Consider the following 21,613-nt stretch of genomic DNA (forward strand, 5'->3'; position numbering starts at 1 on the left):
TTTCCTTACGGATACACCGGCGTGTATCCCAGTCCGAGATTCTCCTCCCATCCCATCATCAGATTCAGGTTCTGTATCGCTTGGCCCGCGGCACCCTTCACGACGTTGTCGATCACGGAAATGATCGTCACGCGTCCCGTCCGTTCGTCCGCCGCAAAACCGATATCGCAGTAATTGGAGCCGTACACCTCTTTGGTTGCCGGCCAAATGCCTTTATCCCGCACGCGCACGAACGGGCGGCCCTCATAATGCTCCCGGTACAGCTTCACGAAATCCTCATCGCGATACGTACCGTTCATCCGTGCATACATCGTGCTCATGATTCCGCGCGTCATCGGAACGAGATGCGTCGTAAAGGTCACGGTTACCGGCTCGCCGGCAACTTGGCCCAGCACCTGTTCGATTTCAGGAATGTGCTGGTGTTTGTTGACCTTATAGGCTTTGAAATTTTCGTTGATTTCCGCGTAATGCGAAGTCAGGCTGGTGCCCCGGCCCGAGCCGGAAACGCCGGATTTGGCATCGATAATGATGCTTTTCGGGTCGATCCATCCGGAACGGATGGCCGGGATGAGGCCGAGCAGCGTTGCCGTTGGGTAACAGCCGGGGTTCGAGACGAAATCGACGTTGGCGACTTCCTCCCCATAAATCTCGCATAAGCCGTACACCGCTTTTTCCAAATACCGCTCCTCCGGCGCCGGATGTTTATACCACTGTTCGTACGTGCCGCCGTCCTTCATCCGAAAGTCGCCCGAAAGATCAATGACCTTCAGCCCCGCTTCCAGCAGCTCCGGCACCAATTTCGAGCTTACGCCGGATGGCGTTGCCGTAAACACGACATCGGCTTTTCCGGCGATTTCCGCGGCATTCACGCCGTCCAGCTTATGCACGATAATATCCGTTAAATGCGGAAAACCTTCCGATATCGGCGCTCCCGCGCTTGATGATGAAATCACAGACGTAATTTCCGCCAGCGGATGGGCTTGAAGCAGCCGGATCAATTCCACCCCGCCATAACCCGTCGAGCCGACGATCGCTATTCTGATTTTCCCCGTTTCCCCTTGTTCTCCTGGCATCCCTTTGTTCTCCTCTCTATCCCTCTGACTTGCATCCCTCTCACAAATATGTATTATTATACGACTGTATTTATATAAATACAACACTTCAAACCGAATTTACGCATGTCCCCACCGTTTTATTTCCTTTTCGCCAAAACAAGCATTCATATCAAAAAAAGAGACACCCAAGCTATCGATGATAGCCGGATGCCTCTTTCGGGCCCTATTACCTCGCTATGCCTCCAATTTAAACCCTTCCCCGAGCACTTCATGCGCACTGCTGATAATAACAAACGCTTTGGGATCGACGGAACGCACCAACGTTTTAAGCCTTGTCGCCTCGCTTTGGCCGATGACGACCATCAGCACGGTTCGGTCATCCCCGGTGTAACCGCCCTGGGCATTCAACTTCGTCAACCCCCGGTCAAGTTCATGCAAAATCGCTTCGCTGATGCGGTCCGTATGGTCCGATATAATGTACGCCACCTTGGAGTAGCTGAAGCCAAGTTCTACCGCATCGATGACCTTTCCTGAGACGTAAAGGCCTACAAGCGCATACAGCGCTTTTTCGAGGGACAACGTGCATGCCGCCAAAAGAATGACGCTGCCGTCCAGCATCACCACGCAGAGGGAAAAGTTGAGCCCGCTGTACTTCTGGATGATCTGGGCGACGGTCGCCAGCCCTCCGGTCGATCCTCTGCCCCGGTATACGATGCCGATGCCCAAGCCTACGGCGATCCCCCCGTAGATCGAGGCGAGTATCGGGTTATCCGTCGGCAGCGGCCAATCCTTCGTCACATAGACGAACAGCGGCAAAATGATGCTGCCGAGCAACGAACGAACCGCGTAGTTTTTCCCCAGCAGCAAAAATCCCAATATAAACACCGGAATGTTCAGCGCCCATTGCGTATAAGCCGGCTCCAGGCCGAACCATGCCTCAAACAGCACGGAAATCCCCGAGACGCCGCCGGACGCGATCCCGTGAGGCAGGAAAAATAGATTAAACCCTAAAGCAATCACAAACGAACCCACGACGATCAGGGCGATATCCGCCGTATGGCGGAGCGGTCCGGATGGGGGGAGGATGGGGGCCTTTCTGCGGCCCGAAACTTCAGCATGCGACATCTTCTTTTTCTCTCCTTGGTCAAAAAAATGATTAAACTCGCGGGTGTGATGAGTCCACCCAATCATGGCGATGAACGCAAAAAATTCCTACAACGATACAGTGAACTTCAGGGAAACGAATCCCTCGTTCAATCTATATAGCGTGTAGGAATTTTTTAGGTTTTATTCGGTATCCACTTTAATTTGGCTGCGCAAATAGCCGTCGATGAACAGATCCAGATCCCCGTCCATCACGGCGCCGACGTTGCCGGTCTCTACTGATGTGCGGTGGTCCTTTACCATGCTATAGGGATGAAATACGTAGGAGCGGATCTGGCTGCCCCAGGCAATATCCGACTGTTCCCCTCGGATTTCATCCAGCTCTTTTTGTTGTTCTTCGATTTTGCGTTCATACAGCTTCGAACGGAGCATCGTCATCGCGCGCTCCCGGTTTTTGATCTGCGACCGTTCGTTTTGGCAGGTGACCACGATCCCCGTCGGGATGTGGGTTATCCGCACGGCCGAGTCGGTAGTGTTGATGTGCTGGCCGCCCGCGCCGCTGGCCCGGTACGTATCGATCTTCAGATCTTCGGTCCGGATATCGATCTCGACGTCATCCGTAATTTCCGGCACGACGTCGCAAGATACGAACGAGGTATGGCGCCGGCCCGACGAGTCGAATGGCGAAATCCGCACCAGACGGTGAACGCCTTTTTCCGCCTTCAAATATCCGTAGGCGTTAAAGCCTTTGATGAGAAGCGTGACGCTTTTGATGCCCGCTTCGTCACCCGGCAGGTAATCGAGCACTTCGACCTTGTAGCCTCTTTTTTCCGCCCATCTCGTATACATCCGCAGCAGCATTTGGCCCCAGTCCTGGGATTCCGTGCCGCCCGCTCCCGGGTGCAGTTCGAGAATGGCATTCATTTTGTCGTAAGGCTGGTTCAGCAGCAGATTCAGTTCAAACTCTTCAAGTTTTTTCTTAAGGTTCGTTACCGCTTCGCTGATTTCCTCGACAAGCGATTCGTCGCCTTCCTCTTCGGCCAGCTCGGCCATCATGGCTGCGTCGTCGTATTCCTGCTGCAGCTTTTCGTATTGGTCCACGGAAGACTTGACCGCGTTCATTTCGGCGATGATGCCCTGCGCCTTTTCGTTATCGTCCCAAAAATCGGGCGCGGACATTTTCTCCTCGTAGTTGGCTATCATTTCCTGTTTGAGATCTAAGTCAAAGAGACCCCCTAAGGTTGGTTAATTTGGTTGCGATTTCCCGCAAATCATGTTTGACAGATGCATCGATCATGATTGTTCTTCACCTCTTCTATCGACATAAACTCCCTTAAACAAAGGGGCTCGGAATACCTGCAGGGTCGCCCGCACCTTAACCTTTGATTCAAGGGAGTCTGGTTCCGGATCCGTTCAAAGGGCCCGGCTTGTTATCCTTGCAGCCTGCAAGCCGTTAGACCGCATGCAGGCTTTATGATCTGTTTATCGTCTCTTGCCGCCAGTTCAATTTATTCCGATACGGCTATTCTTGCCCGTGGCAGTGCTTGTATTTTTTGCCGCTGCCGCATGGGCAAGGATCGTTGCGTCCGATTTGTTCCCCGACATGCACCGGTTTTTTCTCGGCAGGTTCGCTGTTGGTGGTAATTTTGCTTTCTTCCACCACCGCCTGGCGCTCCTGGTTCGCTTCGATATGGGCCTTCATGACGTACGTGGCCACTTCTTCCTGAATGGCTGCCGTCATGGCATTAAACATTTCGAAGCCCTCGAACTGGTATTCGCGAAGCGGATCCGTACCGCCGTAAGCGCGAAGGTGGATACCTTGGCGCAGCTGGTCCATGGCGTCGATATGGTCCATCCACTTGCTGTCTACGGAACGGAGCACGATAACTTTCTCAAACTCGCGAACGAGTTCGGAGCCGATGCGTTCTTCGCGTTGATCGTATCTGGCTTTGACTTTCTCGAAGATGAAATCCGCCATCTCCGGAATTTCTTTGCCCCACAAATCGTCGCGGGTAACGGAACCTTCGTCCAGAAGCTTGCTGTTGACGTAATCGGCAACCTCCTGCAGCTCCCAGTTCTCCGGAATATCGTCTTGGCAGTGGGCTTCGACCACGCGGTCGATGACCGGCTTGATCATGTCCATGACGATTTCCTTGATGTTGTCGGATTCCAAAATTTCGCGGCGCTGCTTGTAGATGATTTCGCGCTGCTGGTTCATGACGTCGTCGTATTGGAGAACGACTTTGCGCAGGTCGAAGTTGTTGCCTTCGACGCGTTTTTGCGCCGATTCGATCGCACGCGTGATCATTTTGCTCTCGATCGGCTGGTCTTCTTCGAAGCCGAGACGCTCCATCATGTTCAGCACGTTGTCCGCGCCGAAACGTTTCATCAGCTCGTCGCCCAGCGACAGGTAGAACTGCGTGGAGCCCGGGTCGCCCTGGCGTCCTGCGCGTCCGCGAAGCTGGTTATCAATCCGGCGGGATTCATGCCGCTCCGTACCGATGATGTGCAGACCGCCCAGCTCGGCCACGCCCTCGCCCAGCAAAATGTCCGTACCGCGGCCCGCCATGTTCGTGGCGATCGTAACGGCGCCCGGTTGACCGGCGCCCGCGATGATTTCGGCTTCTTCGGCATGGTATTTGGCGTTCAGCACCTGGTGTTTGACGCCTTTGCGCTTCAGCATATCCGAAATGAGCTCGGAGTTCTCGATGGACACCGTGCCGACCAGAACCGGCTGGTTCTTTTTGTGGCGTTCCACGATTTCCTCCACGACGGCCTTGAACTTGCCGTTTACGCTCTTGTAGACCACGTCAGGCATATCGATCCGCTGGTTCGGTTTATTCGTAGGCACCTGGAGCACTTCCAGGCCGTAAATTTTCTTGAATTCTTCTTCCTCGGTTTTCGCCGTACCGGTCATTCCCGCCAACTTGCGGTACATCCGGAAGTAGTTCTGGAACGTAATCGTGGCCAGCGTCATGCTTTCGTTCTGAACCTCGATGCCTTCCTTCGCTTCGATCGCCTGGTGCAGCCCGTCGCTATAGCGGCGGCCGGCCATCAGACGGCCCGTGAATTCGTCGACGATGACGACTTCGTCTTCGGTGACGACGTAATCCACGTCGCGGCGCATGATGACGTTCGCTTTCAGCGCCTGCACGATGTGGTGGTTCAGCGTTACGTGGGCGTGGTCGTACAGGTTGTCGATGCCAAAGGCCCGTTCCGCTTTCGCCACGCCTTTTTCGGTGAGCGCAACGGATTTGACCTTAATATCGACCGTGTAATCCTCTTCCGCCTGGAGAGTCTTCACGAAGCGGTCAGCCACGTAGTACAGCTGCGTCGATTTCTGAGCTTGTCCGGAAATGATCAGCGGCGTACGCGCTTCGTCGATCAAAATGGAGTCCACTTCGTCGATCGTACAGAAATACAGCGGACGCTGCACCATCTGCTCTTTGTACAGCACCATGTTGTCGCGCAAGTAGTCGAAGCCGAACTCGTTGTTCGTGCCGTACGTAATATCGCAAGCATAAGCGACTTGCTTATCGGCATGGTCCATGCCGTTCAGGTTCACCCCGACGGTCATGCCCAAAAATTCGTAAATTTGGCCCATTTCCTGGCTGTCGCGCTGTGCAAGATAGTCGTTGACCGTAACGACGTGCACGCCTAGGCCGAGGAGGGCGTTCAGATATACCGGCAGCGTGCCGACGAGGGTTTTACCTTCACCGGTTTTCATCTCGGCGATACGGCCTTCGTGAAGCGCCATGCCCCCGATCAGCTGGACATCGTAATGTCTTTTGCCGAGAACGCGCTTCGAGGCTTCACGCACGGTCGCGAACGCTTCCGGAAGGAGCTCGTCGAGCGTTTCGCCCTTTTCGATGCGCGCGCGGAATTCCGCCGTTTTGGCTTTCAGCTGTTCATCGGTCAGCTTTACGAAATCCGGTTCTAGTTTGTTAATGATATCGACCGTTTTCATCAAACGTTTGACGTCGCGGTCATTCGTGTCACCAAAGATTTTTTTAACAAGTCCTAGCATGGTTAACCCCTTTCACGCAAAACAAATGTTAAATTAACTTCAAGAATTCAGGGTTATCAACAAATGAAATCGATCCGGAGAATCCGTCTCACAGGCATGCGCTGAATGACAGGATCCGCTGACGAACCGATTCATACAGAAATGCAGGTGATTGTCTGAATGAAATGATCCGCGAAACAGAATCGACTTCACCCAGACCGTTGTTACGGTTTGAAGTTAATTCGTTGAACAAACAGGATTTTGCCAAATCCTTAGGATGCATATTCAAGCCTCTACATATAAAATCCCGAAAATGGCGTTTGCATAAATTGTAACAGTTTGTAAGTAAAGCCGCAACCGTGCGGATGGCGATGCATGCGCGGTTTTTAGGCCTACGATCTATATACGTAAGAAGAGCCCAATCCGTTGCAGGAGTTGAGCTCTTTTTTTCATAAATTCGGATTTAATTTTTGCATCATTTTGAAAAATGTACCTCTGGAAGCCCAAAGCTGCTTAATACGGATCGGATTCCGTTTGTTCGATCAAACCGTATTTGCCGTCGTTGCGCTTGTAGACAACACTCACTTCCTGGGTATCTACATTGGAAAACACAAAGAAATTATGCCCGACCATGTTCATCTGCAAAATGGCCTCTTCCACATTCATCGGTTTGAACGTGAAACGCTTGATGCGAACCACTTCGAAATCGTCATGGTCTTCTTCCGTCTGAAGCTCGGATGGCGCTGCGCCCGCAACGGCCGCTTCATCAGCGAACAACGTCTTCAAGCTGCCCTCCTGACGGAGTTTGCGGTTCAATTTGGTTTTGTGTTTGCGGATTTGACGTTCCAACTTGTCCACAACGGCATCAATGGATGCGTACATATCGTCGCTGCGGTCCTCGGCACGAAGCATCATGCCCGGGAGCGGAATCGTCACTTCCACGGTGTGCAAACCTCGAACGACACTTAGCGTTACATATCCTTCTGAGGCAAGGGGTGCATCAAAATACTTTTCAAGTCTGCGGAGCTTCTTGTCAACGTAGTCCTTCAAAGCTTCAGTCACGTCGATCTGTTGACCTCGAACACTTAAATTCATATGGCACTCCTCCTTTGCAATTCCATTATATCACATTTGTTAACGCTAAGTAAAAAGACATTTCTGTGTACGGCGGCGCGGATGTAAGCGCTTATCCACGGACTTCGCGTTTGTTGGCGCTGGCGCGCTTTTTACCCAATGAGCGATGACGGAAAACGATCGAAGGACACAAAAAAACCCTGGATTGCTCCAGGGTTTGATGCTATCGTTTTTCAATTACTTAACCATCTAACCGTATATGTAGGTCGGCCTTGCCGGATGATTATAATTTGATTACGTTAGCAGCTTGAGGTCCGCGAGCGCCTTCGACGATGTCGAATTCAACGTCTTGACCTTCTTCCAAAGTTTTGAAACCTTCAGCTTGAATTGCGGAGAAGTGTACGAATACGTCGCCGCCTTCAGCCGTTTCGATGAAGCCATACCCTTTTTCTGCGTTAAACCATTTAACTTTTCCTTGCATGCACAAACATTCCCTTCGTCATCAAATAAAGTGTGACTTTCGTCCACATTCCTGAATATACCACTCAGGCTTGTTTGTTGTCAATTGGAAAGGAAAATGGTTTACTTGAATTTTATACCATAAACTCCGTTTATTTTTTCTGATCCATTAAAATGCTGTCCGAGTAATTATAAACCGATTCATACGCATTTCTTTGGACTTTTATTTTTTCTTTCTGCCGGAGCCAATTGGCTGCTTCATTTTTTAGTGCTTCCATTTGATTTTTAATCAAAAAATCGGATTGAACGATAGCTCTCAATCTTGTTTTTACTGATTCACTTGGAGGGCTTGTTTTGAAATCCATTTCTAATTGATCAATCAGCCCCTGACGATCGTCTGCAAAAACGGCCAACTCCTCAAAAGAAACGATATTCAGACGGGCTACCATGCCATTGGTCATGTCTTCCAGCTTGGAAACCAGTTGCTCAATTGTGTAGTCCATGGCTTTACACCTCTTTCGGTGTCTTGCCTTCTGTTAAGGCCAACTTGGATGCCTGGACCCAGGTCTCCCGCAAATCAAGCAAATATCCGAGCGCTTCCTCCGCATATTTTGCTTCCTTTCTCACGTTAGCCTCAATCAACAAATATTTCATATACTCGTAAATCGATGCCAGTCCTTTAGACACGTCAAACGAATGGTCCAGGGTAACCGTGAGTTCATCAATGATCGCCTGCGCTTTTTTGAGAAAATCGTTCGTCTTTTGGTGGTTGCCCTCGTTAATCCCCTCAATACCCGCCCGGACAAACCTGACGGCACCGTCATAAAGCATGATGAGCAGCTGAGCGGGGTTAGAGGTTTGAACAGAGGATTGTCTGTATTTTTCGTAGGGAGATGTGATCATGGTGATTCCCTCCTAAATTTCTTAATTCATCCCGAAGCTGGCTAAGCTTGCGGATTGCGAATTCATCTTGTTCAGGGCATTTTCCATGGCACTGAATTGCTTATAATAGCGCGTTTCCATATCCGTCAATCTTCTGGTCAAATCGGATATCCGGCTCTTCAAATCGGTGAGTTCCTTCCCCATGACGCTTTGTTCGTTGTACTTGGCATTGATGTCGGATGAATATTTCGACGTCCCGGCCCGTTCGGAAATCGCCCTGAGAGGGTTCTCCAAATTGTCGTATAGCTCGTTAAAATAACCCTTAGGCTTGTTCGGATCTCCTGACCCGATAAACAGCTCGATGACCTCATCCGGATGCTCCTCGATCGCTTTTTGAAGCTTGTCAGGGTCAGCAATGCTCAGTTTGCCTCCTTCATACCATTCCCCGGTCGAGATGCCGATGGTGCTCAGCTTCATCGAGGAGCCGTCAACGGAAGCCGTCACGATCGACTGACGCATGCTGTTTACGGCCGATCTTAAAATCTCATCGTTTTTAAGCAGACCGCTTTGCGCTTTCTCCGTCCACAGCTTGACGTCATTTTCCTTCATTTCCTTTTTCTGCTCCTCCGAAAGCGGCGGGTAGTCGCGATAACGTTCCTCGTCGAGTTTTTTGTTCATCGCTTCGAGTACGCTGTTGTAATCTTTGATAAACGATTGGATGGTGTCCATGATTTTGGCGGAGTCCGTTTTGGTGGTGACTTTGGTTATTTCTTCTGGTGTGGTGTTTGCCAAAAAAGTGATTTCTACGCCATTGATGATATTTTTGTTGGTATCAAACACCATTTTTTTATCGTTAATGTAAGCAGTTGCCTTTTTGCCGCCAGTCCCTGTTGAAGGGAGCTTCATTGCGCTCATGAAATCGCCGCCCTCAATTTTCAGCGCATCGCTTCCGTACTCATTGGAGGTAATCGAAAACTTCCCTGTAACTTCGTCAAACGTTGCCGTCACATTTGCCTTCACGTCCCCGTTAATTTTGCGGATAATTGAATCGATGGTATCATTTTTCGAGAATTCGAATGTAACCTTCGGATCATTTGCACCGCGGCTAACGGTCAGGGTGTACTTATCCGGGCTGGAAGGCTTAAGGCTCCCCAAAGTCGTCTTTGTAGTGGCACCAGAAGCGACCGCTTCAGTTCCCTGATAGGTAAATTGGGTTGCCATTTCTACATTTTTGATCTCCATCGTGACCCTGTTGGCGTTTGTCGTTGCTTTTGCGCTAATGGCATCCGTATCGCCGGTAACCTCGGATTTGAAGGCATTCATCGATTCGCTTTTTTTATAATTAAAAAGCTTGTTGTTGCGGAAATCCACCAACTGGCTGTTGATCGCGCGATAATTGTCCCGTTTCCACTCCAACACCTGCTTTTGCTGGTTGAGCTTGTCCAAAGGGACCCGCTTGGCCTTCATCATTTGCTGCACGAGAGTGTCGATATCCATCCCCGATGCCAATCCCGATATTCTCATTATAAAACCTCCCTTGTATTAAACGCTAAACGCGTTCGTCGATGAGTATGCCGGCAAATTCCATCATTTTGGCTACCAAATCCAACGTTTTTTCCGGCGGGATTTCCCGGATGAGCTCGCCGGTATCTTTATTTAAAACCTTGACCATAATGGAATGGGTCTGCTTATGTACGCTCACTTCAAACGTGGTGGAAGGACCCTCCAGGGCCCTCATAGCCCGATCAATCGCCTTGATAAGCTGCGCTTCCCCGATCGATACGTCGGCCCCTTGTCTTTCCAGGGTATTCATTTGCTTCTCGCTGGTAACGAAAACGGCTTGTTGCTGCAGCTCCGCTTTTTTGGCAGGGGAATACGTCTGAGATGCGTTATTCATGGATGGCGTTCTACCCGAAAGTGAGACATCACTCATTAAATAACCCTCCGATTTAATATTGTTCTTAGTAGTATATATCGGTCATTTCCTTCCCGGTCTTTACACCGGATCAAAAAAGACCTGCTTGTTTTATTGAATATAATAAAGAAAAACTGCCTGGAAGGACCACGGCAGCCTCGTTCAAAACTCAATTATTTTTAATTAATATAGACATATAAGCCATGGTCGTGAATCCATTTTTTCTGAGCAGCTCTCTAACATCTTTCACATATTGGGAGTTATGTTCTATTGTTTTGGAAAAAGACTGAATGAGTTGAATGACATGTTCCAATGCAAAATTTCCCTTATGAAACCCAGCCATTCCAATCAGATGCATTTTAATCATGGAGTAATGGATGACGAGCATAATATATTCTTCAAATACCTCTTTACCTCTAGCGAGCGGGAAGAGGCGATTAAATACGTAGTTGACCAAGTAGTTCTCCAGTATATATTCATGCTGCGCCATAAACGGCTGATAGAATGTTTGATATGCGTATTGGTAGCGCTCCGAAATTTCCTCAATCTTGGATTCTTTATCGTATTGAATTCCGGCTAAAAATTGTTTGAAACAATCTAAATATCTCTGGCTGGCTATTCCCCTGATTGCACGGACATCAGCTAACTGCTTTAGAAGTTCCATTTGTATGGTAGATAACGCAGGAATCCCTGATAATATGTTTTCAAGGTCTCCTTTTGTAATCATGTTGGTATAGGATGCGATCAATTGAGGAATATCGTTGATATCTTCTGCTTCGATATATTGCTCCACTTTTTGATAAAACAAGCCTAATAAGATCAAACGATCCGCCAAGGAATAGGTTCTCGTTTGCAAAACCTGAATCGTAAAAATACGAAGCTCCCAAAAATACGCCGACAATTCCGAAACTTTTTGTCCTGATGCTGCTTTTATTTCCGCAGTAATGATGTTTCGGGCATTGGTTTCTTCCAAAGTTTCATCAAACTCCATCCCGTTCGGATTAAGCAAGGCCAAGCGGGCCGCTTCCGGGCACGACAATGTCGCAGACTTCTCAAGAACGCCGTTGACCCTGTTGGCGATACGAGGATAGGTGCTGCAAGTGTTTGACAGATGTTCCTCCCCCAATTTTAATTGAATCGAACAAAGCCTTTCCTCATTTAACATCGGACAAGAACGGTCTTCATTTAAAATAATTTTGGCATAGTTCTCGGCAGATTTGCCTGCGCGATTGCGCTTTACATGTTTATCCAACATCGGTCTGAGATCGGATCGGACTTTATTGTATTTTTTATACGTTTCTTGATCTATGGAAACCTGCCATCCCGAACAGCATGTATCCTCACAAGCCGAACCGATGCACGAAAATTGATTCATATAGCTCGGTACCAGCATCACTTTCTGCTTTGTCATTATGTTCCTCCAAACCGTAAAAATTCCCTTTAGGATAAGATAAACGAACGGAAGTGTCCCTCAAGCTCTCCTTTCCAAACCTTAAACCTAGGTAGAAGGCGACCTGCGTGGAGGATTGCCTGATTAATTTGATGAAGTTTGTAAGCCGTAATGATGGCATCAAGCTCGTTTTCAACTTCATATTCTTTGTAATGATCATAACGCCTGGAAAAATAGTTATTCAGCAAATCCATAGAATCTTTCATCTTGTAAAAGCCGCAAACAATATCCTCCAAAAGATAAAGGCATGCCTCCATCTTTCCCTCATGCAATCTCCAAGTGATATATTCAACGCCATCAATACATGTATCCATTAACTCCAAGGTCTTTCTCATAACTTCCATGCTATGCTCCACAAAAATCAAGCTCCTTCAACTTCAAAAAAAGAGACCCTAGTAAGACTAAGGTCTCCTTTTAAATGAAAAATCTTAACGAAGCAATTGCAGAACGCCTTGAGGCTGTTGGTTCGCTTGAGCCAACATCGCTTGAGCTGCTTGCGTTAGAATGTTGTTCTTCGTGAACTGAACCATTTCCTTAGCCATGTCTACGTCGCGAATACGGGATTCGGCTGCAGACAGGTTTTCGGAAGAAGCACCCAGGTTGTTAACCGTGTGCTCAAGACGGTTTTGGTAAGCACCGAGCTTGGAACGTTCGGAAGATACGGTTTCCAAAGCGTTGTTGATGGTAGTGATGGCTTTGTTGGCTGTAGCTGCGGAAGAAATATCAGTTCCGCCTACGCTAATTTTAAGACCAGCTGAGGTTGCTGCAGTGTCCAAAGTCAGCACAGCCTCACCGGCAGCGTTTTTGAACTCTTTTCCATCAGTAGATGTAGCATAAACATTACCGTTTGCATCTTTAATTTCTTTATCGGTAACGGTATACTCGCCGGCTTGAAGGGAACCATTTGTGAATTTCGAAGTACCGGTAGCCTTACCATTAGCGATCGTGATTTTGCCAGAAGTTACTGCCTCATCGAAAGTAAACTCATCATCGCCAGTTTTGGATTTCCATGTTTTTCCGCTATCTGCTGTAGTTGCAACAACGTTACCTTCTGCATCTTTCAGATCAGTACCGTCAACGGTATAAGTACCGTCTTTGATGTCTACTTTATTATCGGCGTTAGTAATAGCTTTAGTCTGCTCAAACTTGATATCTCCAACGACGCCAAGGCTCAAACCGCGCAGGTCGCCTACGGACAGAGAGATGTTTTGTCCTTCGTTAGCACCGATATGGAACGTGCCGCTGAAAGTACCGTCGAGCAATTTCTTCGTGTTGAACTCGGTATCTTTGCCAATACGAGTCAATTCTTGAGCAAGCTGGTCAACTTCTTTTTGAAGTTCAACGCGGTCTTTGTCCGTGTTCGTGTCGGAAGCGGATTGAACTGCGAGCTCGCGCATACGTTGCAGGATGCTGTGAGTTTCGGTCAAAGCGCCTTCAGCTGTTTGGATCAAGGAAATTCCGTCTTGCGCGTTCTTTTGAGCCATGTCCAGACCGCGGATTTGGCCGCGCATTTTTTCGGAGATCGCCAAGCCTGCAGCGTCATCGCCAGCACGGTTGATGCGAAGACCGGAAGACAGTTTTTCCAGGTTTTTCGAAGAAGCAGATGTGTTTGCGCCCAATTGACGATGCGTGTTCAGAGCGGCAATATTGTGGTTGATAATCATGTTCATTTCCTCCTTGAAATTCGTTCATTCCACATCCATGTGGATATACTTCGGCTGTTCCGCAAGTCGGCCGCACCCGCAGAACAGCTTGTACTATTTATATCGACGGAATCTTCGCGTCTGTTTATAGTTGATGCAAAATATTTTTTATTTTATCCCTTTTATTTGCTTCAAAAGTGCGTTTACGTCCGCCGATGCAGAAACGGCCGATTCCCGGTTCGCTTCTTTGATTGAAGCATAAATTTCCTTCCGGAAAATATCGATATCCGAAGGGGCGGAAATCCCGATTTTTATGGTATCGCCTTCCACCTGTAACACGGTAATTTCAATCTGATCCTGAATGACGATCGCCTCACCCTTTTTGCGTGAAAGTACCAGCATCCTCTTTTTCCTCCCCTTTCGTATTCCCGGACGAATCCCACAGTTTCTGCTTCGTGCTGTATGCCGATGCATGGAGAACGATTTGTTTGCCGAGCTGCAGTTTCGGGTTCAGGACCAGCGGAGCGAGCAAATTCATCGTCGATGTCTCTACCGGATCCCTCAGCGTAATCATGCAACGAATCAGCATTTCATCTTCGATCTTCAATTCTTTGGAATCGGGGTCGGGCAATTCGAACTCATAATCAGGGTAAAACAGGAACGGGTCTGCGATCAGAAAGGAGAGGTATTTTTCCTGAAGGGATTGGAGGTATTGGAAAGGTTCCTCCTGATTTGAAATGAGCACGAATCGTTTTTCCTCCTCGAACCCCGGTATTCCTTTCGGAAAATGATATATTTGCTCTTCATCCACTTCCAGTGGTCCCCAACTTGTCTCTATCATCAAATGATTTCACTCCTTCAATGCATATTTGGCTCTTAACAAGAAAAGAAACGGGTTAGGCCTTTGTAAAAAGACTTCATCCGTTTCTTGTAACTAAATCATGGCATCAAGCGCAGGCGGGATGATCTCGATCGAGGGGTATTGCCTCATATAAATGTTAAGCTTGCCCCTCTGATAACTGACCTCAGGAGGATTTACCCGGGCCTGTATGTCGAGCTTTCCCTCTCTATAGGAAACTTGCAGCGGCGATACCTGCACATCAATATCAACGTTATCAAAGGAGGCAGGCCCCCGAAACTCCGGTAAAACACCGGCCTCCGTGTCCGTCCCGTAAACATCCGCTATCATGGACCCTGGCTGGTGAATGGAGGCAACCCGGTTGCCCTGCTCGACCCGATTCGCGATTCCCCGCAAAAAAATCTCACGCACGCCGGAGTATATTCGATTGTTCATTTCAATAACGGAACCGCCCGTATAAGCAGCCCATGCCTTGGATTGATCGATCGTCACCCGGGGGTTCTCATGTTGGATATCGAGCTCGCTTCGTTCCGTCGCAATCGTCAAATCCGCTCTCGGCTGACGGATCGAATATTCGCCCAACCCCGACTCCATCCCGATCAGCGCAGGGCTTTGCCTGATTTGGATCATAGGCTGCATGTCTGCACCTCGTTTATCTCAAAAAGTCGACAAGAGAAGGCTGGATAATTTTTGCTCCGGAAGACAAGGAAGCGTTATAAATGTTTTCCTGGATTTTGGAGTTCATGATCACTTCGGCATAATCGGCGTCTTCCATCTTGGATTGAAGATCGGTCAAGTTAACTTCCATATCGCTGAGGCGGCCCTGTATGAGCTCCACCCGATTGGTTTTTGCACCAACGTCAGCCCTTGCCGTAAGGATTTTATCCATCCGGGTATCGATATTCGTCAGCTGTTGCGACAGTTCCGAATAATTGGCATTTTCCAGGGCTTTCGTAATATTATTAATGATCGTAAACAGGTTGTCCGGATCCTGATCCGTTCCAAACACGTCATTCCCTGTCACATTGATCGAAAGCTTAATGGACTCGCCAACGATATATTCGACGCTTCCCGCATCCGTCTTCACTTGATCGGCATTCGTGATATCCGTCGTTCCATCCGGATTTTTGGGAAGATCGTAAGGCTTCTTATCGTAGGTCTGGCCATTGAAAATATATTTGCCGTTCAATTTGCTGTTCCCGAGATCCACCAACTGTTCTTTCAGTTGGCCGATTTCCTCCTTGATGCTGTTCAACGCCGATTGCGGGTTGGTCCCGTTCGCGGCCTGCACCGTTAATTCCCTGATCTTGTGAAGGACATCCCCCGCTTGATTCAGCACCGTATCGTTATAATCCAGCCAGGACAAAGCACTGTCCACGTTTTTTTGATATTGTTCGTTCGAAGAAAGCTCGGCGCGGTAACGCAGGGAATAGGTAATCCCTACCGGGTCATCCGAAGGTTTGTTAATTTTCCGTCCTGTCGCAAGCTGATTTTGAGTCTGGCTCATTTTATAAGCATTGCGGTTCAGATTCAGCATCAGCTGCGAATTCATCATGTTAGAAGTTACTCGCATCATATGTCACACCTCCCTAATCTATCTGCCTACAACTCCGGTGGAGTTAATGAGCTTGTCCAAAAGCTGGTCAAAAGTGGTCATGAATCTGGCGGAAGCTCCATATGCGTGCTGGAACATAATCATATTCGACATCTCCTCGTCCAAAGACACGCCGCTGACGGATTGACGGAAATTATCCACCTGCTCCACCAATGTCGTCGAATTATCCACTTGGCGCATGACGTCCTGCGCCTCTACGCCAAGCTGCCCGACCATCGAATTAAACAACGACCCGATGGTTCCTTGCTGTCCGCTTTGCGTCGATTTTACAATGCTGTCTTTCATTCCGGCCAGAAGAATGGTCAAGGAGTTGTTTCCTGAAATCACATGTTTACCGGTACCGGTACCATCGACTCTCAAAGAGGTTGCGATCAGGGAAGGATTGGCGGCAATTTCAGGGTTGAGCCGGATCGTCCCTGCAGACGAATCCGAAACAAAAAACGGTTTGCCCGGATTGGCGGTTCCGTCCATCGTGTAGCCCAATTGATGCAGCCCGTTAAAGCCGTTTACGATCATTTTCGCGTCTTGATTCAGTGCCGCTCCGTCCGGGAACGGCTGGCCCGCAGGCAGCGTGCTGACCGTTCCGTTCAGCATAATTTCGACATCTTCCGAAAAAGTTACGCCTTGCGGAAGGTTCGACCCTTTAGGGATGGTCACTTCCGTTTCGCCGTTCGCAATCGTATTTGCGAGTTGATTCAACTGATTTCGATAGTCGGTAATATAATTTCTGCCGGAATAAATCATTCCGTAGACTTCCCCGGAGTTCAAGCTGCCGCTGTCAAAAGCCGCATTCAAAAACTCGCTATCGACATTGACGGCGACCGGTTCGGCCCCGACCAGCAACGTTTGATTCGCGCCCATTGAAATATTATATCCCTGGTCGGTTTCAACCACATTGATATTAATGATCTTCGAGAGTTTGTCTACAAGCAGATCCCGCTGATCCCGCAGGTCGTTTGCATTATCGCCGAGCCCCTCGATGCGCGTGATCGATTTGTTCAGGTCGGAGATCGACGACAAATATCCGTTGATTTCCTGGGCTTTCAAGCCGACGCTGGTCGCAAGATCGTTCTCAAGGCTGTCAATTTGCCGGCTCATATGGTTCAGGCCGTCGGTCAAAGCTTGCGCGGTCTGCACCACGATTTTACGCCCGGTAGGATCTTCGGGGTTTTTGCTTAGATCGGACCAGGACTTCCAAAAGTTATCCAAAACGGTCCGTATGCCCGTCTCCGAAGGTTCGTTAATGATCGCCTGCAACTTTTCGAGCGTGTTGGAGCGAATGCTCCAGCCTCCGTTCGCGCTGTTCTCGTTACGATACTGGCTGTCTAAAAATTGCTCGCGAATACGATTTATGGAGGTGACTTCCACCCCTGTACCAAGCTGTCCCGGAGCATTGGATCGATTCATTCCGTATGCTTCAATCGGACGGGAGGCTTGCATCTTGACCGTCTGTCGGCTGTAGCCTTCCGTATTCGCATTCGCAATATTATGGCCGGTCGTATTTAAAGCCGTCGTTTGGGCTGCGAGGCTTCTTCGGGCCGTTTCTATTGAATGAAATGTGGACGTCATGTGGTTCCCCCTTTGTAATGACTATGATTAAAACCTACACACCCATGAAGTTCAGGCTCTCGAATCAAAATAACCCGATTGAAGCTTCCCGCCGTTCCGTTCCGTTAGCGGATGCTGGTAAGTAACTTCCTGATACGGTTTCTCGACGAGAACATCCAATGAATAGTCTATAAATTCAAGGGCCTGGGCAATTAATTTCTGGTTCAGCTCATTCGTCTGCTTCAGCAGGGACAACGTATCCGAGAGCCTGCTTTGTATGCTTTGCAGCCTGTTTTTTTCCTCGACGTCGAAAACGAGGCGGGATAGTTCCGATACATTAAGGTTTAACTTGGATTTTATCCCTTTCTCTTGCAAAAATTGATGAACGGCTTCAACTCTTTGCGACTCCAAGAGTTCGATCTGCTTTAACACTTTCGTCTCCTGATTCATCATCTGAATCAAGCTTTCCAAATCGTTTTTAATGATAGCTTTCTTTTTGCACCCGGCGATTTCAAGCATTGTTTGATGTACAGTTTCAAGATTTTCAAGGATGCCAATGATGTCTTCGATTGTCAATAAAATCACCTAGCTCTCAGGAAACTTTTTGAAATAAGGCATGAGCTTCTCTGCTATTTTACCTGCCTCCACATGATAAGTGCCCGAAGAAACCTGTTGCTTGAGGTCCTGAATGCGCTTGGCCCGCTCCGGATCCGAATTGCGCTCTTGGGCCTCAAGCATTTCAATCGCTTCCGACGAAATGGACACTTCATCCTTGCGACGCTCCATTTTTTTGGCTTCCTGTCTCTGGGCCTCCATATTCCGCTGGTAAGGGTTAACTCCACCAATTCGTCCGGTATCGTTAATTTTCATATCGTCCACCTTCTTTCAAAGTATATATGGGACGCCTTCAGGGCGGCTTGCGTATCAGTCTTTAAAAGAGTCATCCGGCGCGTATCCGGCGCACCAACGTAAATAACCGATAAATCTTTACTAAGTTTATCGGTCGTCATTGTAACTTTATTAATAGATTTTATGTTTTTAGTCCGGTGGTCTGCTAATTGTGAAATTTGTCGATAACCCGATAGGCTCCTTCGCCCTGTAGTCTAGTTCCATGTTCCTTGTTTGCACCCTCTTTGGCAGCCTGAGTCAGTTCCTTCGTCAAGCGCGTGCGGCAGGAGTCGCACATATGACCCTCGCGAATCAGCGTTCCGCATACCTCGCAAGGGTACATCAAATTCGGCGCATTCATCACGGAGATCCGGCCTTCCCGGATAAAGCGGGTAATTTGTTTGACAGAAACCTCGGTCGCATCAGAAAGCTCCTGAATCGTCGCCCCCTTTTCTTCGCGCAGGTATTGGACGCATTTTTCATACTCATGCTCGATTTCCTTGATGCAGTTCGGGCACATGTCTTTAAAATTAGCTGCAAACAATCTTCCGCAGCGAGGACAGTTTGCCAGGTTCACGATGACGCCCCCTTTCAAATCCAAACATTATAGACGAACTTATGACGTCAATGTTAGAATGTTTTCCAGAATCACTCAAGCAGTTAACAGCTTCTTGAAACTCCTAGTCCCTAGTGGACGAAAACGCGATCTAATCCTGACTCTTTGATCTGAAGGTCTGTTCGGTTCTCATCCGCAGTTCCAGTTCACCTTTTAGAGTAAGCATGTATTTATTTTCTTTACATCCTATCCTCTCAGACAAAACCTTACACTCACAGAATTTCCCATTGTCGCATTCCCACACACCAGCATTAACAGTAGATCTATTATTACATTATGACAGTTATCTATGCCATGTTTAGGGCAATTATAAACAATTGGATTATTGCTTTCAACTATTATGACTTGAGTACCCCATTCACTCTTACCAATGGCATATCTTTCAAACCCACCATTCATAGCTGCAATTACAAGCGCTTCAACTAAATTGAATCGATCAAAAGCCACAATGCAGTTCCTGCAGATCCAAATTGAAGTCACTAATCAGGACCTTGCCCATGTAAGACTATAAATGTGTGCATATATACCCGTTTCATGTTTGAAGGTTCGTTGCATTACCTCGGAACAAGCATTAATTGTGCTCCCAGTCGTATAAATATCATCAATCAATAGAATACGGAACGCTGCGGGCGAGGATATACAGCCTCTTATCTTGCTGGACATTTCTTGGTTCCATTCAAAAGCGTTCTCCATGGATTTAATCCGCTCCTGTCGGGTTTTAAAACTTTGCTTCCCCGTACTCACCGTCCGAACAAGCAGCGGTGCGACCGGAATGCGATGTATTTTCCCGATCCCCCTTGCCAAAATTTCAGCTTGGTTGAATCCGCGCTCGAGCAGTCTTTCATCGCTCACTGGAACGTACGTCACGAGATCCGGCCGCCAAAGCTGGCCTTTTCGGGACAGGCTGGGTTGCTGCTGCAAGGAAGAGATCTCGTGCTGCATCCTCACAAAAGCATGGCTGAGCATTTTTACGATTAACGCTGCGTATCTCTCATGTCCCCGGTATTTATACTGCGCGAGCCATTCCCGCATCATCTCGTTGTATCTGACCGCGCTTCGGTTCATGACAAAAGACCGCAGCCGGGCATCGGGCCGCAGGCAATCCGGACAGCCGATGGCTCTCCCGCAATACGCGCAACGGGGCCGAAAAATCCACGGGATCGCCCCGGCGCATCGCTGGCATATCCCCGGCCATTCCCGAACGAGTTTCGTCCTGCTGCCGCATGTCAGGCAAACGTCTCCCGGCGGAGCCAGAAGCTCGCGAATAAATCGGGAAATGGATGAACTTAACGAATTCATCTCGCTTTACCCCTCCTAATGGTTGATGTTGCAGTCCTTCACAGATACCCGTTTTTCCGCGCAATGCGATTCATGCTTTTGATTTGGTTGACGGCTCTTTTCTGCGAAATCGTCCACTGCGGCGAGGCAAACACGACCCGGCCTGCCGGGTCCTCGGCGGAGCGGCCTGCCCGGCCGGCCATTTGCACAAGCGAAGCTTCGTCAAAAAGGCTGCTGTCGGCGTCCGCGATAAAAACGTCGCTGCGCGGAACCGTCACCCCGCGTTCCAAGATCGTCGTCGTCACCAGCAGCCGGATTTCCCTCCGGCGAAACCGCGTCACCTTCTCCGCGCGGAAGGGATCCTCCGATGAAGTGCCTTCGATGCAAACCTCGCCAAACATCTTGCGCAGGATGGCGACGAGAGGATCGATATGCCGAATGCGGGAAACGAACAAAAAAATCTGCGCCCCCCGCTCCAACGACAGACTCAGATGGCTCGACAACCGCTTTAAAAGCATCGGCCGGCGCAAACATTGCTCTATGCTTTTGAGCGCGATCCGCTTGGGAACCGGCAGGGGATGCCCATGAAACCGGACGGGCACTTTCGCATGCGGCAGACGGCCGCGGGCCGCTTCCTTTTGCAAAGGGCGCGGAGGCGTCGCGGACAGATAAATGAACTTTCCGTCCGGTTTGCAAGCATGCTCGGCTGCATAAGCCAGCATCGGGTCGTTGTGGTAAGGAAAAGCGTCAAGTTCGTCGATGACGACCAGGTCAAAAGCTTGATAAAAACGCATCAGCTGATGGGTTGTCGCCAGTGTCAGATCGCCTTCCCGCCAACGTTCGTCGCTGCCTCCATACAAGGTGACGATCCGCGTGTCTGGAAAGGCTTTGGCCAGCCGGGGCGCAAGCTCCAGCACGACGTCCCGGCGGGGCGTGGCCACCAGCACGCGGCCGCCCCTCTCCAAGATCGCGCCGAGCAGCGGAAAGATCATCTCCGTTTTGCCCGCGCCGGTGACGGCCCATAGGAGGAAGCGGGCATGGCGGCTGGGCGGCCGCTCCGCTCGGCCGCCTGGGGCCGCGGAGCCCCTGCGGGGCGGCTCCGCCAGGAACCCCAGCGCGGCGCAGGCGGCATCGCCCTGCGCCGCGCTCAATCCCCACCGCCCGCGCACCGCGGCGGTGGACGGCCCGGCCGCTGCGCGCACGGCCGGGTCCCTCGCTGCT

23 protein-coding genes are annotated in these 21,613 nt (G+C 49.4%); all 23 read right to left on the reverse strand.

Annotated features, from left to right (window positions below):
* Positions 1-5: 5 nt before the first annotated feature.
* The gene (argC, locus tag MKY58_RS25150; RefSeq protein WP_036710449.1) at positions 6-1,073 is read right to left on the reverse strand and encodes an N-acetyl-gamma-glutamyl-phosphate reductase; all 1,068 of its coding nucleotides are present in this window, start codon (positions 1,071-1,073) and stop codon (positions 6-8) included.
* Positions 1,074-1,289: 216 nt separating this feature from the next.
* Entirely contained in the window at positions 1,290-2,180 is an 891-nt protein-coding gene (locus MKY58_RS25155) for a YitT family protein (RefSeq protein WP_339322540.1), read from the reverse strand.
* Positions 2,181-2,342: 162 nt separating this feature from the next.
* Positions 2,343-3,456, reverse strand: a protein-coding gene (prfB, locus tag MKY58_RS25160) for a peptide chain release factor 2 (protein WP_339322541.1) whose coding sequence is annotated in 2 segments (ribosomal slippage) — positions 2,343-3,383 and positions 3,385-3,456 — 1,113 coding nt in all. Because the reading frame shifts where the segments join, the coding sequence is not laid out codon by codon here.
* Positions 3,457-3,681: 225 nt separating this feature from the next.
* The gene (gene secA, locus MKY58_RS25165; protein ID WP_339322542.1) at positions 3,682-6,186 is read right to left on the reverse strand and encodes a preprotein translocase subunit SecA; all 2,505 of its coding nucleotides are present in this window, start codon (positions 6,184-6,186) and stop codon (positions 3,682-3,684) included.
* A 492-nt stretch (positions 6,187-6,678) separates the two neighbouring features.
* Positions 6,679-7,260 carry a ribosome-associated translation inhibitor RaiA gene (gene raiA, locus MKY58_RS25170; protein ID WP_212949859.1) on the reverse strand — a complete coding sequence of 194 codons (582 nt, stop codon included), beginning with the start codon at positions 7,258-7,260 and terminating at the stop codon, positions 6,679-6,681.
* Positions 7,261-7,522: 262 nt separating this feature from the next.
* Entirely contained in the window at positions 7,523-7,720 is a 198-nt protein-coding gene (locus tag MKY58_RS25175; protein ID WP_036710441.1) for a cold shock domain-containing protein, read from the reverse strand.
* A 130-nt stretch (positions 7,721-7,850) separates the two neighbouring features.
* Positions 7,851-8,201, reverse strand: a complete 351-nt coding sequence (locus tag MKY58_RS25180; protein WP_339322543.1) for a hypothetical protein — start codon at positions 8,199-8,201, stop codon at positions 7,851-7,853.
* A 4-nt stretch (positions 8,202-8,205) separates the two neighbouring features.
* On the reverse strand, positions 8,206-8,601 hold the full coding sequence (gene fliS / locus MKY58_RS25185) for a flagellar export chaperone FliS (RefSeq protein WP_339322544.1): 396 nt from the start codon (positions 8,599-8,601) through the stop codon (positions 8,206-8,208).
* 21 nt (positions 8,602-8,622) lie between these two features.
* Positions 8,623-10,104, reverse strand: a complete 1,482-nt coding sequence (gene fliD, locus MKY58_RS25190) for a flagellar filament capping protein FliD (protein WP_339322545.1) — start codon at positions 10,102-10,104, stop codon at positions 8,623-8,625.
* A 25-nt stretch (positions 10,105-10,129) separates the two neighbouring features.
* Positions 10,130-10,477: a flagellar protein FlaG gene (locus MKY58_RS25195; protein ID WP_339322546.1), complete on the reverse strand. Its 348-nt coding sequence runs from the start codon at positions 10,475-10,477 to the stop codon at positions 10,130-10,132.
* A gap of 187 nt (positions 10,478-10,664) precedes the next feature.
* Positions 10,665-11,906 carry a flagellin lysine-N-methylase gene (fliB, locus tag MKY58_RS25200; protein ID WP_339322547.1) on the reverse strand — a complete coding sequence of 414 codons (1,242 nt, stop codon included), beginning with the start codon at positions 11,904-11,906 and terminating at the stop codon, positions 10,665-10,667.
* Between the two features lie 29 nt (positions 11,907-11,935).
* Entirely contained in the window at positions 11,936-12,301 is a 366-nt protein-coding gene (locus MKY58_RS25205) for a hypothetical protein (RefSeq protein ID WP_339322548.1), read from the reverse strand.
* 72 nt (positions 12,302-12,373) lie between these two features.
* Entirely contained in the window at positions 12,374-13,609 is a 1,236-nt protein-coding gene (locus tag MKY58_RS25210; protein ID WP_339322549.1) for a flagellin, read from the reverse strand.
* A 147-nt stretch (positions 13,610-13,756) separates the two neighbouring features.
* Positions 13,757-13,990, reverse strand: coding sequence for a carbon storage regulator CsrA (gene csrA / locus MKY58_RS25215; protein WP_036710422.1), 234 nt, complete (start codon positions 13,988-13,990; stop codon positions 13,757-13,759).
* A complete protein-coding gene (gene fliW / locus MKY58_RS25220; protein WP_339325245.1) occupies positions 13,962-14,429 on the reverse strand; it encodes a flagellar assembly protein FliW in 468 nt (155 codons plus the stop codon). Before fliW ends, csrA begins: the two co-directional genes overlap by 29 nt.
* 93 nt (positions 14,430-14,522) lie before the next feature.
* Positions 14,523-15,086: a DUF6470 family protein gene (locus tag MKY58_RS25225; RefSeq protein WP_339322550.1), complete on the reverse strand. Its 564-nt coding sequence runs from the start codon at positions 15,084-15,086 to the stop codon at positions 14,523-14,525.
* Between the two features lie 13 nt (positions 15,087-15,099).
* Positions 15,100-16,020, reverse strand: a complete 921-nt coding sequence (gene flgL / locus MKY58_RS25230; protein ID WP_339325246.1) for a flagellar hook-associated protein FlgL — start codon at positions 16,018-16,020, stop codon at positions 15,100-15,102.
* A 21-nt stretch (positions 16,021-16,041) separates the two neighbouring features.
* A complete protein-coding gene (flgK, locus tag MKY58_RS25235; protein ID WP_339322551.1) occupies positions 16,042-17,631 on the reverse strand; it encodes a flagellar hook-associated protein FlgK in 1,590 nt (529 codons plus the stop codon).
* Between the two features lie 51 nt (positions 17,632-17,682).
* Positions 17,683-18,195, reverse strand: coding sequence for a flagellar protein FlgN (locus MKY58_RS25240; protein WP_339322552.1), 513 nt, complete (start codon positions 18,193-18,195; stop codon positions 17,683-17,685).
* Complete coding sequence (flgM, locus tag MKY58_RS25245) at positions 18,196-18,480, reverse strand: flagellar biosynthesis anti-sigma factor FlgM (RefSeq protein ID WP_036710417.1); 285 nt, start codon at positions 18,478-18,480, stop codon at positions 18,196-18,198.
* A gap of 184 nt (positions 18,481-18,664) precedes the next feature.
* The gene (locus MKY58_RS25250) at positions 18,665-19,075 is read right to left on the reverse strand and encodes a TIGR03826 family flagellar region protein (RefSeq protein ID WP_036710415.1); all 411 of its coding nucleotides are present in this window, start codon (positions 19,073-19,075) and stop codon (positions 18,665-18,667) included.
* 522 nt (positions 19,076-19,597) lie between these two features.
* Positions 19,598-20,179: a ComF family protein gene (locus MKY58_RS25255; protein WP_339322553.1), complete on the reverse strand. Its 582-nt coding sequence runs from the start codon at positions 20,177-20,179 to the stop codon at positions 19,598-19,600.
* A 272-nt stretch (positions 20,180-20,451) separates the two neighbouring features.
* Entirely contained in the window at positions 20,452-21,594 is a 1,143-nt protein-coding gene (locus MKY58_RS25260) for a helicase-related protein (protein WP_339322554.1), read from the reverse strand.
* Positions 21,595-21,613: the final 19 nt, after the last annotated feature.

Origin of the sequence: Paenibacillus sp. FSL W8-0194 (genome assembly GCF_037969745.1) — a bacterium.
Taxonomy (GTDB): Bacteria; Bacillota; Bacilli; order Paenibacillales; family Paenibacillaceae; genus Paenibacillus_AQ; species Paenibacillus_AQ cookii.